Raw genomic sequence first — 15,260 nt, forward strand, 5'->3', positions numbered from 1 at the left:
CGAATGAAGCGGCTGCTCCGCTCCCCGTTGCTCTGGACGTTCGTCGTCTCCCTCGTACTGCTGCTCGCCGTCGGCGGCTGGTTGCTGACCGATCCGGCGACCAGCCGAAGCGAGGCGCTGAAGACCGGCGGCATCGCCGGTGGCGCCATCGTCGCGCTCTACGCGTTGTGGCTCAACGACCGGCGGCGCCGGGTCGAGGAGCGGCGCCAGGAGATCGAGCGGCAGCGGCAGGAACTCGAACTGCGGCGGGCCGACCAGGACCGGGACCGGATCTCCGACGAACGGTTCGCGAAGGCCGTCGAACTGCTCGGGCACGACGCCGACCAGGTACGGGTGGGTGCCCTGCACGCGCTGGCCGGACTGGCTCGCGGGCGCAAGATCTACACGCAGACCGTGCTGGACATCCTGTGCTCGTACCTGCGGCGGCCGTTCGAGCATCCGCGGTACGAAACGGCGAAGCGGCAAGGGAACACGCCTCCCAAAGAAGGAAGCGTGGAGCAGGCCCAGGAACTGCAGGTGCGGCAGACCGCCCAGCGGCTCATCGGGGAGTTGCTCCCGGCGGCGGATTCCGAGGGCACGCCGGGATACGACCTCGACCTGACCGGGGCGGTACTGGAGTACTTCGACCTTTCGGAACGGAAGATCGGCAAGCTCCTGCTCCGCTACGCGGGTTTGTACAGCAGCACCAACCTGTCCGGCTGCGTGTTCCTCGGGCCGGTGTACCTGACCGGCGCGGGAACGGCCAAGAAGAAGCTGATCGGCTTCTTCCGCTGCGATAAAGCCAGGTTCGAGCAGCGGGCGTGGTTCAGCGGAGTGCAGTTCAGCGAAGACGTCGAGTTCCGCGGCACGGTGTTCGCGGGCGAGGCTTCCTTCAAGGACAGCGTCTTCGCGAAGGACGCCGTCTTCGCCGGAGCCGAGTTCAAGGAGACGCTGGATCTGCGCCGCGCGCGGTTCGAGGGCTACAGCGACCTGAGTTTCCGCGAGCCGCCCGGCACGGTGTCGCTGTACAACACGACGGTGGAACCGGCGAGGGACCACGAACTCCCGGCGGGCTGGACCGTCGAGACCCTGCCTGACGGCCGTGCCCGGCTGACGGTGAAGGACTCATGAAACGTCTGCTCGGGTCACCGCTGTTGTGGACGTTGCTGTCTTCGGTCGCCGTGCTGGTCGGGGTCACCGCCTGGCTGCTCATGGATCGCGCGACGAGCCGCGGGGACGCGCTCAAGACCGGTGCGCTGGCGGGCGGGGCGATCGCCGCGCTCTACGGGCTCTGGCTCAACGACCGGCGGCGGCGTACCGAGGAGGACCGGCACGAGATCGAGCGCAGCCGGATCTCCGACGAGCGCTTCGCCAAGTCGATCGAACTGCTGGGCAACGACGCCGACCAGGTCCGGGTCGGGGCGATGCATTCGCTCGCGGGCCTGGCCAGGACGCGGCCGGAGTACCGGCAGACCGTGCTCGACGTGTTGTGCGCCTACCTGCGGCGGCCGTTCGACCATCCGAAGTTCCCGAGTGACACCAAGTGGGACAAGGAAAAAGAGGCCGAGGCCGAACGCGAACGGCTGGTCCGGCGCGCGGCCGAACGGCTGATCCGCGACATCCTTCCCCACACCGGAACCACCGGGCCGACGCTTTCGCTCAACCTCAGCGACGCGCGGCTCGACAAGCTGGGGCTGCTCGGCAGGCGGGTCGGCTGGTTCGGCGCGGATCGCTGCGAGGTGCTGACGTATCTCGACCTCACCGACACCCAGCTCTCCGGGAAGTTCCTGCTGGAGAACGCGACGATCCACGGTGAGTTCGTGCTCACCCGCTCGCGCTTCGAGCGAAAGGTGTCGTTGGTCAACACAGTCGTCGAGGCGCCGGTCGACTTCAGCGTCGCCACCTTCGCGGAGCCTCCGTCGCTGGAGGGCGTGAAACTCGCGACCGGGTCGGTTCTGCCTAGAGAAAGCTAAAGGACGCTTTCCCCTCATGGGATGGGAGGAAAGCGTCCTTCGCCACGTCCTACGCGGGGAAAGGCCCCTTCAGCTCAGTTGAAGAGCGCCGGGAGGGTCTTCTCCCAGGTCTCCCGAAGCTCGTCCAGGGTGAACTCGGTGATGTCCTGGAGTTCGAGCGAGCCCGACTCCGGGTCCACCACACCGGTCTTGCGCCACGGCAGGCCGCGGGCGGTCAGCATCTCGGTGAACCGCAGTTCCTCGGTGCGCGGCACGGCGACCAGCACCCGGCCCGCGGACTCGGAGAACAGCTGCACGAACGGGTCCTGCTCCGAGTCGAGGAAGACGCGGGCGCCGCACTGTCCGATGAGGACGGTCTCGACGAGCGTCTGGATCAGGCCGCCGTCGGAGACGTCGTGCGCGGCGGAGATCATGCCGTCGCGGGAACCGGCGATGAGGATGTCGGCGAGCAGCTTCTCGCGCGCCAGATCCACGCGAGGCGGGAGTCCGCCGAGGTGGCCGTGCAGTTCGCGCGCCCACGCGGAACCGTCCAGCTCGTCGTGGGTCTCGCCCAGCAGCAGCAGGGTTTCCCCGGCCTCGGCGCCGATGCCGGTCGGGATGCGGCGGGTGACGTCGTCGATCACGCCGAGGACGCCGACCACCGGCGTCGGCAGGATGGCCACGTCACCGGTCTGGTTGAAGAAGCTGACGTTGCCGCCGGTGACCGGGATGCCGAGTTCGACACAGCCGTCGGCCAGCCCGTGCACGGCCCGCTCGAACTGCCACATCACGCCCGGGTCGGTCGGCGCGCCGAAGTTCAGGCAGTCCGACACCGCGACCGGCTTCGCACCACTGGTGGCGACGTTGCGGTACGCCTCGGCCAGCGCGAGCTTCGCGCCCTCGTACGGGTCGAGGAAGACGAACTTGCTGTTGCAGTCGGTCGAGACGGCGACGCCGCGGCCGGTCGACTCGTCGATCCGGATGACGCCGGAGTCCGACGGCTGCGCCGACACGGTGTTGCCGCGCACGTAGCGGTCGTACTGGGAGGTCACCCATTCCTTCGACGCCTGGTTCGGCGACGAGATCAGCTTGAGGATGTCGGCGCGCAGTTCATCCGAAGTGGACGGACGCGGCAGCTTCGCCGAGGTGTCGGCCTGCAGGGCGTCCTGTGTGGACGGACGCTGGATCGGGCGGTCGTACACCGGGCCCTGGTGCGCCACGGTGTGCGCCGGGACGTCGACGACGATCTCGTCGTCCCAGGTGATGACCAGGTGCTCGCCGTCGGTGACCTCGCCGATGTCGGTGGCGATGACGTCCCACTTCTCGCAGACCTTCATGAACGCCTCGACGTTCTCCGGCGAGACGACCGCGCACATGCGCTCCTGCGACTCGCTGGACAGCACCTCCGCCGGAGTCATCCCGGTGGCGCGCAAGGGAACCCGGTCGAGATAGATGTGCATGCCGCCGTCACCGGCGGCCGCCAGCTCCGAGGTCGCGCAGGAGAGCCCGGCGCCGCCGAGGTCCTGGATGCCGACGACGAGCTTCTGCGCGAACAGTTCGAGACAGCACTCGATGAGCACCTTCTCGGTGAACGGGTCGCCGACCTGGACGCTGGGCAGCTTCTTACGGCCGCCCGAGGATTCGTCGCCGGAGAACGTGTCACTCGCCAGCACGGACACGCCGCCGATGCCGTCGAGGCCGGTGCGCGCGCCGAACAGGATGATCTTGTTGCCCTTGCCGGAGGCGAAGGCAAGGTGCAGGTCCTCGACGCGCATCGCGCCGACGCACAGGGCGTTGACCAGCGGGTTGCCGGAGTAGCTCGGGTCGAACACGAGCTCGCCGCCGATGTTCGGCAGGCCGAGGCAGTTTCCGTAGCCGCCGACGCCGGCGACCACACCGGGCAGCACGCGGCGGGTGTCGGGCGCGTCGGCCGGGCCGAACCGCAGCGCGTCGGCCACGGCCAGCGGGCGCGCGCCCATCGCCATGATGTCGCGCACGATGCCGCCGACGCCGGTCGCGGCGCCCTGGTACGGCTCCACGTAAGACGGGTGGTTGTGGCTCTCGACCTTGAAGGTGACCGCCCAGCCCTCGCCGATGTCGACGACGCCGGCGTTCTCGCCGATGCCGGCGAGCATCTTCTCCTTCATCTCGGGAGTGGCCGTCTCACCGAAGTAGCGCAGGTGCTTCTTCGAGGACTTGTACGAGCAGTGCTCGCTCCACATCACCGAGTACATCGCCAGTTCGGCGTCGGTCGGACGGCGGCCGAGGATCTCCCGGATCCGGGCGTACTCGTCGTCGGCGAGGCCGAGCTCGACGTACGGCTGGGTCTGTTCCGGAGTCGCCTCGGCGCGTGCGGTGGTGTCGACGTCGGTGCTGGTCACGGTGTCCACATCAGGGTTCGCCACGGCCGCCAGAATAAGGGAGGGGGTTGTTCACCTTGCGGTCGCCCACGGATAAATCGGTCGCGCCGGCGGCGGTGATCCGCTTACCGTCGACAATCGTGCTTTCCGCCACATATCCCCTTCCGCGACTGAGGCTGCCCGCCAAGCCGACCGCCTGGCGCTACCTGGTCGCGATGATGCTCGCGCGTCCGGGACTGCTCGTCGTCTCGGCGATCAGCGGTGCCCTGTGGTCGCTGCCGATCGCCCTGCTGCCGGTCGCGATCGGCCGGGGCATCGACGCGATCGGCCGCGGCGACGGTGACACCGTCTGGCTGTGGGGTCTCGCGGCCGCCGGGCTCGGGATCGCGCAGACACTCGCGGGAACGGTGCAGCATTTCGCGTCCTACGGCTGCTGGATCCACGGCGCCGGGGTCACCCAGCGGCTCGCCACCGAACACGCGGCGAAGCTGGGCGCGAACCTGCGGGACACGACCACCACCGGTGACGTGGTCGCGATCACCACCAGCGACATCAACCCGATCGGCGACTCCTTCGAAGTACTCGGCCGGGCCTTCGGTTCGCTGATCGCGTTCATCGTGTGCGCGACGGCGCTGCTGACGACGTCCCCGCTGCTCGGGCTGGTCGCGCTGGTCGGCGTGCCGCTGGCGGTGGTGGGCATCGGCCCGCTGCTGAAGCCGCTGGAGAAGCGCCAGACGAAACAGCGCGAGGAGAAGACCGACGTCAACGCGCTGGCCGCGGACATCGTCTCCGGCCTGCGGATCCTTCGCGGTGTCGGCGGTGAGAAGCAGTTCCTCGACCGTTTCCGCCGCTCCAGTCAGCGGGTCCGGGCGGCCGGTGTGCAGGTCGGCCGCAGCGAGGCTTGGCTTTCGGCAGCGGAGGTCGCGCTGCCGGGCCTGGTCACGGTGGTCATCACCTGGCTGGGCGCGCAGCTGGCGATCAACGGCACCATCGGCGTCGGCGAGCTGATCACGTTCTACGGCGTCTCGGTGTTCCTGGTGATCCCGGTGACGACGGCGACCGAGTTCGCGGGCGTGCTGAGCGCCGCGCTGGTTTCGGCGCGCAAGGTGTGCAAACTGCTGACCACCGAACGCACGCTCGCCGAACCGGAAACCCCGGTCCCGCTGCCGGAAGGCCTGCTGGACCTGTACGACGGGACGTCCGGGATCAAGGCCGAGGCCGGGAAGCTGACCGTGATCGACGTCGGCGCCGACGCCGACGCCGACGCCGAGGCGGTGGCTTCGCGGATGGCGCGGTTCACCGATCCGAGTGAACCTGCCCTGGTCGGCGGGGTCCCGGTGGATCAGGTCGCCCTCGGCGAACTGCGGCGGCGGGTGGTCTACGCGCACAACCAGGACATCTGGTTCTCCGGGGTGCTGCGCGAGCAGGTCGCCCCTGCGGAGCCTGGCGATGTCGAGATCACCGAAGCGCTGTACGCGGCGGACGCCGAAGACATCGTGGAGGCGCTGCCCAACGGCGTCGACGAGGTCATCGGCGAACGCGGACGCGAGGTTTCCGGCGGTCAGCGGCAGCGGCTGAACCTGGCCCGCGCGCTGGCGACCGACGCCGACGTCCTGCTGCTCGACGAGCCGACTTCGGCCGTCGACGCGCATACCGAAGCTCGCATAACCGAACGCGTCGCGAAACTGCGGCGCGGCAAGACCACCGTCGTGTTCAGTCAGAGTCCATTGTGGACGCATGTGGCCGATGTGGTCGTGAGTACGAAAGTGCCCGCATGAAGAAGTTGCCGCTGGCAGACAAGAAGGACGTCCGACGCTGGATAAAGGAGACCGCGCGGGACAACAAGCGCGAGTTCTCCGTGATGCTCGGCCTGTTCTGCGTCGCGACCGCGATCGGGCTGGCCGGGCCGCAACTGCTGGGTTCGCTCGTGGACGAGGTCGTCGAAGGCACGACGACCACCACGATCACCTGGCTCGCGGTCGCGTTCGTGGTCGTACTGGGCGCGCAGGCGTGGTTCAAGGGCCTGGCGCGGCTGCGCGCGCGGGTGTTCGGCGAGCGGATCCTGGCGCGCAACCGCGAGGAGTTCGTCGGGAACGCGCTGAACCTGCCGCTGGGCACGGTCGAAGCGGCGGGTACCGGTGACCTGCTCAGCCGGGCGACCACCGACGTCAGCCGCATCGACCACGCGGTGCGGTTCGGCGCGCCGGAGATCCTGATCGCCGCCGTCACGGTGGTGTTCACGGTGGTGGCGATGGTGATCACGTCGCCGTTCCTGGCGCTGGGCCTGCTGATCGCGCTGCCGCTGCTGGTGCCGGTGAACATCTGGTACCAGCGGCGGGTGCCGGACGTGATGCGGCGGATGCTGGACCGCTGGTCCGAGCTGCAGTCGACCACGCACGAGACCGCGGAGGGCGCGCGGACGGCCGAGGCGCTGAACCTGACCGGCCGCCGGGTGCAGACCGGGCACGACGGTCTCGACGAGGCGATGCTGGGCGAGCGCAAGATCCGGGCACTGCAGATGTGGTGGATCCCGTCGCTGGAGATCAGCTACGTACTGCCGGTGCCGGTGATGCTCGGGCTGGGCCTGCTCGCCTATTCGAACGGCTGGGAAGGGCTCGGCACGATCACCGCGATGCTGCTGTATTCGCAGGTCATGACGGGCCCGCTGAACGAGGCGCTGTTCTGGCTCGCGGACATGCAGGTCGCCGGGGCCTCGCTGCGACGGCTGCTGGGGGTGCGGCCGCCTTCCTCGGCGGATTCGGTTTCGGAGGCTCCGCGCGGTCAGGACATCGAGGTCCGCGACGTGCGCTTCGGCTACAACGCGGACCGCGAGGTGCTGCACGGGATCGACCTGCGGGTGCCCGCCGGTGAACGGCTGGCGATCGTCGGGCCGTCGGGTGCGGGCAAGTCGACGCTGGGACGGCTGCTGGCCGGGATGTCGGCGCCGACGTCGGGTTCGGTGCGGATCGGCGGCGCCGAGGTGTCGACGCTGCCGGACGACGTCCTGCGCGGCGAGGTCCTGCTGCTGACCCAGGAGCACCACGTGTTCGCGGGAACGCTGCGGGACAACCTCACGCTGCCCGCCGGCGACTGGCCGGACGAGCGGCTGCTGGCCGCGCTGGCCTCGGTCGGCGCTTCGGAGTGGGTGGCCGGACTGCCGGACGGCCTGGACACGAAGGTCGGGGCCGGGGCGGTCGCCGTCCCGGCGGCGATGGCGCAGCAGCTCGCGCTGGCGCGGGTGGTCCTGGCCGACCCGCACACCCTGGTGCTGGACGAGGCGACGTCACTGCTGGACACGGGTTCGGCGCGGGAGCTGGAGCGGTCGCTGAGCGCGGTGCTCGAGGGGCGCACGGTGATCGCGATCGCGCACCGGCTGCACACCGCGGCCGCGGCGGACCGGGTCGCCGTCATCGAGGGCGGCAAGGTGACCGAGCTGGGGTCGCACTCGGAGCTTTTGGCGGCGGATGGGCCTTACGCGGCACTGGTGGCCGCTGCCTCCTGAAGTGTCATGAAAGGGGCTTTCAGGACACTTTTCGTCCTGAAAGCCCCTTTCATGACACACGCTTAGGCAGAAACGGCGTCTCCCCAAGGGCGCCCCGCGCCCGACGGAGACTTCACATCGCGCGCCCTCTTTCGGGCCGAAGGCCCATGTAAACGCGATGAAGGGGCGCCCTCCGCACCCAACGTGAGTTGCGTATGGAGCGGCGCCCCTTCGGCGCGTTTACGTCAGCGCGCGATCAAAGACAGGGCGTCCACGGCGCTGTAGAACATGCCGAGGCCGTCATCGGAGGGCCCGGTGAGGGCGTCGATGGCGTGCTCCGGATGCGGCATGAGACCGACCACGCGGCCGTTCTCGCTGCGGATCCCGGCGATGTCGTTGCGCGAGCCGTTCGGGTTGCCGCCGGCGTAGCGGAACACGACGCGGCCTTCGCCCTCCAACTCGTCGAGGGTGGCCTGCTCGGCGACGAAGCAGCCGTCGATGTTCTTCATCGGGATGAGGATCTCGGCGTCTTTGTCGTACCGGGTGGTCCACGCGGTGTCGTTGTTCTCGACCCGCAGCCACTGGTCACGGCAGATGAAGTGCAGGCCCGCGTTGCGGATCATCGCGCCCGGCAGCAGCCCGGCCTCGCACAGGATCTGGAAGCCGTTGCAGATGCCCAGCACCGGCATGCCCTGGTGGGCGGCCTCGATCACCGACGACATCACCGGCGCGAACCGTGCGATGACGCCGGCGCGCAGGTAGTCGCCGTAGGAGAAGCCACCCGGGATGACGACCGCGTCGACACCCTTGAGGTCCTCGTCGGCGTGCCACAGCGGGACGGCTTCGGCGTCGGCGTAGCGGACCGCGCGGGCCGCGTCACCGTCGTCGAGCGTGCCCGGGAAGGTGATGACCCCGATCCGCGCGCTCACGCGTCGACCCGCTTGATGGTCCACTGCTCGATGACGGGGTTCGCGAGGAAACCTTCGGCGATCTTTTCGAGTGTCGCATCGTCGACGGAGTCGTCGACCTCGATCTCGAAGTGCTTGCCCTGGCGGATCTCAACGATCCCCGGGAAGCCGAGACGACCGGACGCGCCGAGCGCGGCCTGCCCCTGCGGGTCGAGGATTTCGGGCTTGGGCATGACGTCGACGACGACTCGGGCCACGGCAGGCTGCTCCTTATTCACGCAGGTCGTGGGTACCGCCCGAGCCTACTTCACTACGGTTGCCGCATGACCTACGGGCAGTACGCGCCGCCGAAGAAGCCGAAGACCTGGCTCTGGATCACTCTCGTGCTGGTCTTCGTCCTGATCGCGGGAGGTGTCGCGTTCACCGGCTTCGTGACGCCGGGGTTCTTCAAGTCGAAGGCCGACACCACGTCACGCGCGACGCCGGAGCAGCTCAGCCAGTCGTTCGTGAACGGCGTCAATGATGACCGGGTCAGCCAGCTCTGGTGCGCGATCCGGTCGAAGCGGTCTTACGCCTTCGAGCAGGCCATGGCCACCGCCGCGGGCGCACAGCTCAGCACGCCCGCGCACCAGCGTGCGGCACAGGAGTACTCGGCCGCGTTCACCTCCACCGGCCCGGCCGTCGGGATCGCGATGATCCCCGGCGAAGGCGGCTGGTGCGTGCGCGACGCCAAGGTCGGCGGCGAGCCCGAGCCCCTGCCCAGCGTCGAAACGCGGCCGTCGCCGCGCCCCGACGTCAAGACCGGGGAAGAGGCGGGGACCAAGTTCGTCGACGCGATCAACGCCCGTGACATCCCGGCCGCGTTGTCCGTGCTGTGCGACGAGGTGCCCGACACCACCCGCGACGGCGTCCAGCAGGTCATCCACGGCGAGGCGAGCTACACCGTCGACAAGGCCGACGTGCTGACCACCGCCGAGCAGACGATCCTGCACCTCTCCGGTCTCATCGACGGTGTACAGGGCCCAGGGCGGATCGAGACCGAGGACGGTGGCGAAGGCGGCCCCTGCGTGACCTCTTTTTCACCCGACTCCGACTGAGCGCGCCTCAATCCTTCGACTGGGGGATGCTCGGAGCGCGGCGCTGGGCCAAGATGAGCCCATTGGCGGGGCGCCAACACCGGGTGAGCAGCAGCAGGAGGCACCGTGGCCGATCAGGACTCCTTCGACTACGTCATCGTCGGCGCGGGCAGCGCGGGATGCGTGCTCGCGAACCGGCTGAGCGAGGATCCGTCAGCGCGGGTGCTCCTGCTCGAGGCGGGTGGCGAGGACGACGCCGACGAGATCCACATCCCCGCCGCGTTCCCCGGCCTGTTCAAGACGAAGTGGGACTGGAACTACGAGACGGTCGAGCAGAAGCACACCGGCAAGACCCTGTACTGGCCGCGAGGGAAGACGCTCGGCGGCTGCTCGTCGATCAACGCGATGATCTACATCCGCGGCAACCGCGCGGACTACGACGGCTGGCGTGACGGGCACGGCGCCGAGGGCTGGGGTTTCGACGACGTCCTGCCGTACTTCAAACGGGCGGAGGGGAACCAGCGGCTCGGCGGGCCGCTTCACGGCACCGATGGGCCGCTGAACGTCGAGGACCGCCGCTTCACCCACGAGCTTTCCCACGCCTGGGTGGATTCCGCGGTCGCGTGGGGTCTCAAACGCACCGACGACTTCAACGGCGAGTCACAGGAAGGCGCCGGCGTCTACCAGGTGACGTGCAAGAAGGGCCGCCGCTGGTCGACGGCCGACGCGTACCTGCGGCCCGCTTTGACCCGCCCGAACCTCACCGTGCGCACCCACGCGCAGGCGACACGCATCGTCTTCGAGGGCACGCGCGCGGTCGGTGTGTCCTATTTGGACAAAGGCGTGGAGACCACGGTGCGCGCGTCCACCGAGGTCCTGCTCAGCGGCGGCGCGGTGAACTCGCCGCAACTGCTGATGCTGTCCGGCGTCGGCCCGGCGGAACATCTGCGGGAGCACGGGATCGACGTCGTGGCCGCCCTTCCCGGCGTCGGCGAGAACCTGCACGACCACCCGGCCTGCGGGATCATCTGGTCGACCCGCGGCACCAGCGATCTGGTGGACGCGGCGACGCCGGGCGGCCTGGTGCGCTATCAGCTCACCAAGCGCGGCCCGCTGACCTCGAACATCGGCGAAGCGGGCGCGTTCTTCCCCGCCGCGGACGGTGCTTCGCCGCCGGACATGCAGATCCACGTCGCGCCGACGTTGTTCTACGACAACGGGATGCGCGAGCCGACGGTGCCGGGCTTCACGTCGGCGGCGACCCTGGTCGACGTCGCGAGCCGGGGGCGCCTGCGGCTGAAGTCGTCGAATCCGTTGTGGAAGCCCGAAATCGACCCGGCCTACTACGCCGAATCCGTGGACATGGAGAAAATGCTGGCCGGGATGCGGGCCCTGGTGGAGATCGGGAAGTCCGGTCCGCTGGCGCGCTACCTGGACAAGCCGTTCCTGCCGGAACGCCACGACCTGAGCGACACCGAACTGGCCGACTACGTGCGCGAGAAGACCCAGACGCTCTATCACCCGGTGGGGACCTGCTCGATGGGGACGGACGAGAACGCCGTCGTCGACCCGTCGCTGAAGGTGCGCGGGGTGGACGGGCTGCGCGTGGTGGACGCGTCGGTGATGCCCGTGGTGCCGCGCGGGAACACGAACGCGCCGACGATCATGGTCGCGGAGAAGGCCGCGGACCTCATCCGGGGCGCGTGACCGTCCTTTTCACGCTTCCGGGAATGCTATGAAAGGCCCGTTACTTGCAAATTTTGCAAGTAACGGGCCTTTCATAGCGCGCGGGGGTCGACGAACGGGAGGCTCAGCGCTTCCCGTGCAGGACGGTGATCAGCTTCGCCACCAGGGCGTCGGTCTTTTCCTTGCGGGAGAACGAGGTCAGCACGATCGGCGCGGTGAACCGCTGCCGCGCGACGGCCTTCGGCCTGGCGAACTCGCGCAGGCCTTCCGGGCCGTGGATCCGGCCGAAGCCCGAGTCGCCGACGCCGCCGAAGGGCAGCGAAGCGATACCGGCGAAGGAAAGCGGCGCGTTGATCGACGTCATGCCGGTGCGCAGGCGGGCGGCCAGTTCGAGGCCGCGCGACTTCGAGAACACCGTCGAACCGAGGCCGTACTTCGTGTCGTTGGCCTTCTCGACGGCCTCGTCCATGTCGCGGACCTTGGCGATGGTGACGGTCGGGCCGAACGTCTCCTCCTGGACCGCCGAGGAGTCTTCCGGCACGTCGACGAGCACCGTCGGCTGGACGTAGCGGTCTCCGACCGCGTCGACGCCGCCGACCAGCGCCTTGCCGCCGCGTTCGATGGCGTCCGCGATGTGGCGCTTGATCACCGCGAGCTGCGAGGGCATCGTCACCGGGCCGTACTGCGCGGCCTCGTCCGAACCGGCCCGCACGTCCTTCGCCTTCTCGACGACCTTCGCGACGAACTCGTCGTGCACGCGCTCGTGGACGTACACGCGCTCGACGCCGATGCAGGTCTGGCCCGAGTTGGAGAACGCGCCCCAGACGGTCGCGTCGGCGGCGGCTTCGAGGTCCGCGTCCGCGTCGACCAGGACGGCGTCCTTGCCGCCGGCCTCGATGATCACCGGCGTCAGGGTCTCGGCGGCCGCGGCCATGATCTTCTTGCCGGTGCCGGTCGAGCCGGTGAAGGCGATCTTGTCCACGTTGGCGCCGACGAGCGACGCGCCGGTCTCGCCGAAGCCGGTGATCAGCTGCAGCACCGGCCATTCCGGGACGACCTCGTTGAAGGCGTCGACCAGCCATTTCCCGACACCCGGCGTGTACTCGCTCGGCTTGAAGACGACGGTGTTGCCGGCGGCGAGGGCGTAGGCGATGGAGCCGAGCGGGGTGAAGACGGGGTAGTTCCAAGGGCCGATCACGCCCACGACGCCGAGCGGCTGGTACTCGACCGTCGCCGCCTGGTTCGACATCATCAGCCCGGCCGCGCGGCGCTGCTTGCCGAGGATCTTGCGCGCGTTCTTGCCCGCCCACGCGATGTGCTCGATGGCGAGGACACTCTCCAGCTGCGCGTCGGCGAGCGGCTTGCCGGTTTCGTCGCGCACGACCTGGCACAGCTGCGGCAGCCGCCGGGTGATGACGCCCTTCCAGCGGCGCAGCCGCTCCGCACGCCCGTCGTAACCGAGCCCGGCCCACCACTCGGCGGCGTCCTTCGCGCGGGCGACGGCGGCGCGGACGTCCTCCCTGCTGTGCACCGGGTAGGTGCCGACGACCTCGTCGGTCGCCGGGCTGAGGGAATCGAAGGTCTCCCCCACGCTGTGCGCGGTCGGCTTCGGCTGGACTGCGGTCATCGACTTCTCCCGTGTCTCGGCTCAAAGCCCAGGCTACGACGTTACTGACGGCGTGCCAATAGCTCTGGGGTGTGCCACCAGCATTCCACAGGAGACAAGGGCCGCGAGGACACCGAGCAGCGGGCACAGCCACACCGGCAGCACCCCGATCGCCAGCGAACCCAGCCCGAACCCCGAAGCCTGCACGGTGAAAGCCAGCGAGAAGCCCTCCGCCCGGCGTCGCTCCGGAAGGAGTTTCTGCAGGTTGACCGACGAAACGGCCATCAGCGGGCCGGTGCAGAGCCCGATCAGCGCGACCCCGCCGAGCAGCCCGGCCCATCCGAGGCCCGCCGACACCACGGTTCCGCCGAGCACGAAACCCGCCAGGAACAGCCGAGGATCGCCGACCTTCCCTCGCACCGCGTAGAGCGCGCTCCCGGTGATGCTGGCGGCGCACAGCACGACGATGACGATCGCCGTCGTCGAATCGGGGGCGCCGAGGCGCTGGACGAGCGGGAGCAGGCCGACTTCGATGGTCGACAGCAGCAGTCCGACGGTGAACAGCCCCATCAGCCAGGGCACACAGGCCGCGATCGGGATCGACTGGTGCTCGACCGTCCTTTGTGGATCAGGAGAGACGGTTCGCCGCGGCACGAACAGCGCAGCGAGCAGGGCGACGACGGCCATCACGAGCACCGGGACGGCCGGACCGGACGTCGCCAGGAGCGCCACCAGCAGCGGCCCCCCGACGATGACGCCGTCGAGGATCATCGCGTCGATCGAAACGGCGCGAGGCAGTTCCTCCTCGGTCACCGTTCCGGCGAGCAGCGTCCGGAAGCCGCCGCTCAGCCCGCCCGCGACCAGTCCCGGCGGGATCGCCAGCGCGAGCAGCACCAGGTCCGGGGCACCCGCGGACGCGACCGCGGCCAGCAGGAACAGTCCCGCGGCGACCAGCGACAGCAGCACGACGAGACCCCGCGCGGGCCCGACGCGGTCGAGCAGCCGCCCGGTCGGCACGGCGCCTGCCATTTCGGCGGCGACGAAGACGGCCATCATGATCCCGCCGAGGCGGTACGAGCCGGTCGTCGCGGTGGTCAGCACGGTGAAGGCCAGCGGTGCCATCGTGGCGGGCAGCCGGTTCAGCTGTACCCCCACCGACCAGCGCCAATACCCGGAATTGCGGAGCAAGGTCATAGCGGGAGACCCTGCCGGACATGGCCTGGCGAGAACCATTGATTAGGACATAGCCTAATCAGATGATCGAGCTGGTCCTGACCGCCGAGAGCGCCAACCGCGTCCGCTTCGGCATCTCCCCGCTCGACGAGACCATGGGCGCGATGCAGACCCTGCTCGGACGGCGCGGGCATCCGAGTCATCTGCCGTGGCTGCGCGAGGCCGCCGCGAAACTGCCGGACCTGCCCATCGACGGCTTCGCCAAGGTGATGAGCGCGCGGCACTACATCACCGACTTCCTCAGCCCGCCGCCGAGCGGACCGGAGACCACCGCGTCCGCCCAGCTCGCCGAAATCCGCCGCACGCCGCCGGAGCAGGTCGCACGCGAATTGTCCAAAGTGGACGCTGACCTGAGCGGGCTCCCCGACGACCCGGCCGAGGCCAGGGATCTGCTGGCCGTCCAGATGGAGATCGCCTGGACCGAACTGGTCGAACCACACTGGCCGCGGATGCGCCGCTTCCTCGTCGCCGACATCGAGGAACGCTCGCGACGGCTGGCCGCGGGCGGCGTCGCGCTGGTACTGGACGACATCCACCCGCGCGTGCGGCTCGTCGACGACGTCCTGGTGATCGAGATGAAGGAACGCAGCCGCTTCCCCCTCGATCGGCGCGGGCTCCTGCTGATCCCGGGCGTCTTCGCCTGGCCGTCGGTCGGGCTGATCACGATGGAGCCGTGGCAGCCGTCGCTGCTCTACCCGGCGCGCGGTGTCGCCGAACTCTGGTCGGAGCCCGGCCGCCCGTCCGGCGCGCTGGCCGGGGTGCTCGGGCGCACCAAGGCCGCGCTGCTCACGACGCTCAACGAACCCGCGAGCACCACCGAACTGGCGCGAAGACTGGACTTCTCCGCACCCACGGTCTCGCAGCACTTGACCGCGATGCGCGCGGCGGGCCTGCTGGACACGCGGCGGCGCGGGCGCGAAGTCCGCTATCTGCGCACCGAACTTGGCGACGCCCTCCTCCGGGCATAGGCTGGAAATGA

General features: G+C 69.4%; 12 protein-coding genes. 7 read left to right on the forward strand and 5 right to left on the reverse strand.

All coding sequences use genetic code 11. The annotated features are described in order from the left end of the window. Positions 1 to 3 precede the first annotated feature (3 nt). Together ACZ5IK_RS35935 and ACZ5IK_RS35940 are read left to right on the forward strand one after the other, a co-directional pair. Complete coding sequence (locus ACZ5IK_RS35935; protein ID WP_465491726.1) at positions 4 to 1,110, forward strand: pentapeptide repeat-containing protein; 1,107 nt, start codon at positions 4 to 6, stop codon at positions 1,108 to 1,110. Beyond that, positions 1,107 to 1,952, forward strand: a complete 846-nt coding sequence (locus ACZ5IK_RS35940) for a hypothetical protein (RefSeq protein WP_465491727.1) — start codon at positions 1,107 to 1,109, stop codon at positions 1,950 to 1,952. The genes ACZ5IK_RS35935 and ACZ5IK_RS35940 overlap by 4 nt, the downstream gene beginning before the upstream one ends. Before the next feature lie 74 nt (positions 1,953 to 2,026). On the opposite strand, the gene purL is transcribed toward ACZ5IK_RS35940, so the two are convergent. Further along, the gene (purL, locus tag ACZ5IK_RS35945) at positions 2,027 to 4,312 is read right to left on the reverse strand and encodes a phosphoribosylformylglycinamidine synthase subunit PurL (RefSeq protein ID WP_465491763.1); all 2,286 of its coding nucleotides are present in this window, start codon (positions 4,310 to 4,312) and stop codon (positions 2,027 to 2,029) included. Positions 4,313 to 4,431: 119 nt separating this feature from the next. On the opposite strand from purL, the gene ACZ5IK_RS35950 reads away from it, so the two are divergent. Together ACZ5IK_RS35950 and ACZ5IK_RS35955 are read left to right on the forward strand one after the other, a co-directional pair. After that, positions 4,432 to 6,069, forward strand: a complete 1,638-nt coding sequence (locus tag ACZ5IK_RS35950) for an ABC transporter ATP-binding protein (RefSeq protein WP_465491728.1) — start codon at positions 4,432 to 4,434, stop codon at positions 6,067 to 6,069. Then, entirely contained in the window at positions 6,066 to 7,793 is a 1,728-nt protein-coding gene (locus ACZ5IK_RS35955; protein WP_465491729.1) for an ABC transporter ATP-binding protein, read from the forward strand. Before ACZ5IK_RS35950 ends, ACZ5IK_RS35955 begins: the two co-directional genes overlap by 4 nt. A gap of 224 nt (positions 7,794 to 8,017) precedes the next feature. Here ACZ5IK_RS35955 and purQ read toward each other — a convergent pair whose 3' ends face one another. Together purQ and purS are read right to left on the reverse strand one after the other, a co-directional pair. Further along, the gene (purQ, locus tag ACZ5IK_RS35960; RefSeq protein ID WP_101611286.1) at positions 8,018 to 8,701 is read right to left on the reverse strand and encodes a phosphoribosylformylglycinamidine synthase subunit PurQ; all 684 of its coding nucleotides are present in this window, start codon (positions 8,699 to 8,701) and stop codon (positions 8,018 to 8,020) included. After that, complete coding sequence (gene purS / locus ACZ5IK_RS35965; protein WP_465491730.1) at positions 8,698 to 8,937, reverse strand: phosphoribosylformylglycinamidine synthase subunit PurS; 240 nt, start codon at positions 8,935 to 8,937, stop codon at positions 8,698 to 8,700. The genes purQ and purS overlap by 4 nt, the downstream gene beginning before the upstream one ends. A 66-nt stretch (positions 8,938 to 9,003) precedes the next feature. On the opposite strand from purS, the gene ACZ5IK_RS35970 reads away from it, so the two are divergent. Beyond that, positions 9,004 to 9,777 carry a hypothetical protein gene (locus ACZ5IK_RS35970; protein ID WP_465491731.1) on the forward strand — a complete coding sequence of 258 codons (774 nt, stop codon included), beginning with the start codon at positions 9,004 to 9,006 and terminating at the stop codon, positions 9,775 to 9,777. A 105-nt stretch (positions 9,778 to 9,882) separates the two neighbouring features. Further along, a complete protein-coding gene (locus ACZ5IK_RS35975) occupies positions 9,883 to 11,463 on the forward strand; it encodes a GMC family oxidoreductase (RefSeq protein ID WP_465491732.1) in 1,581 nt (526 codons plus the stop codon). 103 nt (positions 11,464 to 11,566) lie between these two features. Here ACZ5IK_RS35975 and ACZ5IK_RS35980 read toward each other — a convergent pair whose 3' ends face one another. Both ACZ5IK_RS35980 and ACZ5IK_RS35985 read right to left on the reverse strand, forming a co-directional pair. After that, positions 11,567 to 13,069 (reverse strand): aldehyde dehydrogenase family protein, encoded by a 1,503-nt coding sequence (locus tag ACZ5IK_RS35980; protein ID WP_465491733.1) that lies wholly within the window; start codon positions 13,067 to 13,069, stop codon positions 11,567 to 11,569. 33 nt (positions 13,070 to 13,102) lie between these two features. Further along, on the reverse strand, positions 13,103 to 14,242 hold the full coding sequence (locus ACZ5IK_RS35985) for an MFS transporter (RefSeq protein ID WP_465491734.1): 1,140 nt from the start codon (positions 14,240 to 14,242) through the stop codon (positions 13,103 to 13,105). A gap of 62 nt (positions 14,243 to 14,304) precedes the next feature. Here ACZ5IK_RS35985 and ACZ5IK_RS35990 point away from each other — a divergent pair, with 62 nt between their 5' ends. Beyond that, the gene (locus ACZ5IK_RS35990; RefSeq protein ID WP_465491735.1) at positions 14,305 to 15,249 is read left to right on the forward strand and encodes an ArsR/SmtB family transcription factor; all 945 of its coding nucleotides are present in this window, start codon (positions 14,305 to 14,307) and stop codon (positions 15,247 to 15,249) included. The last annotated feature ends 11 nt before the right edge of the window (positions 15,250 to 15,260 follow it).

Source organism: Amycolatopsis sp. NPDC031561 (genome assembly GCF_055580625.1).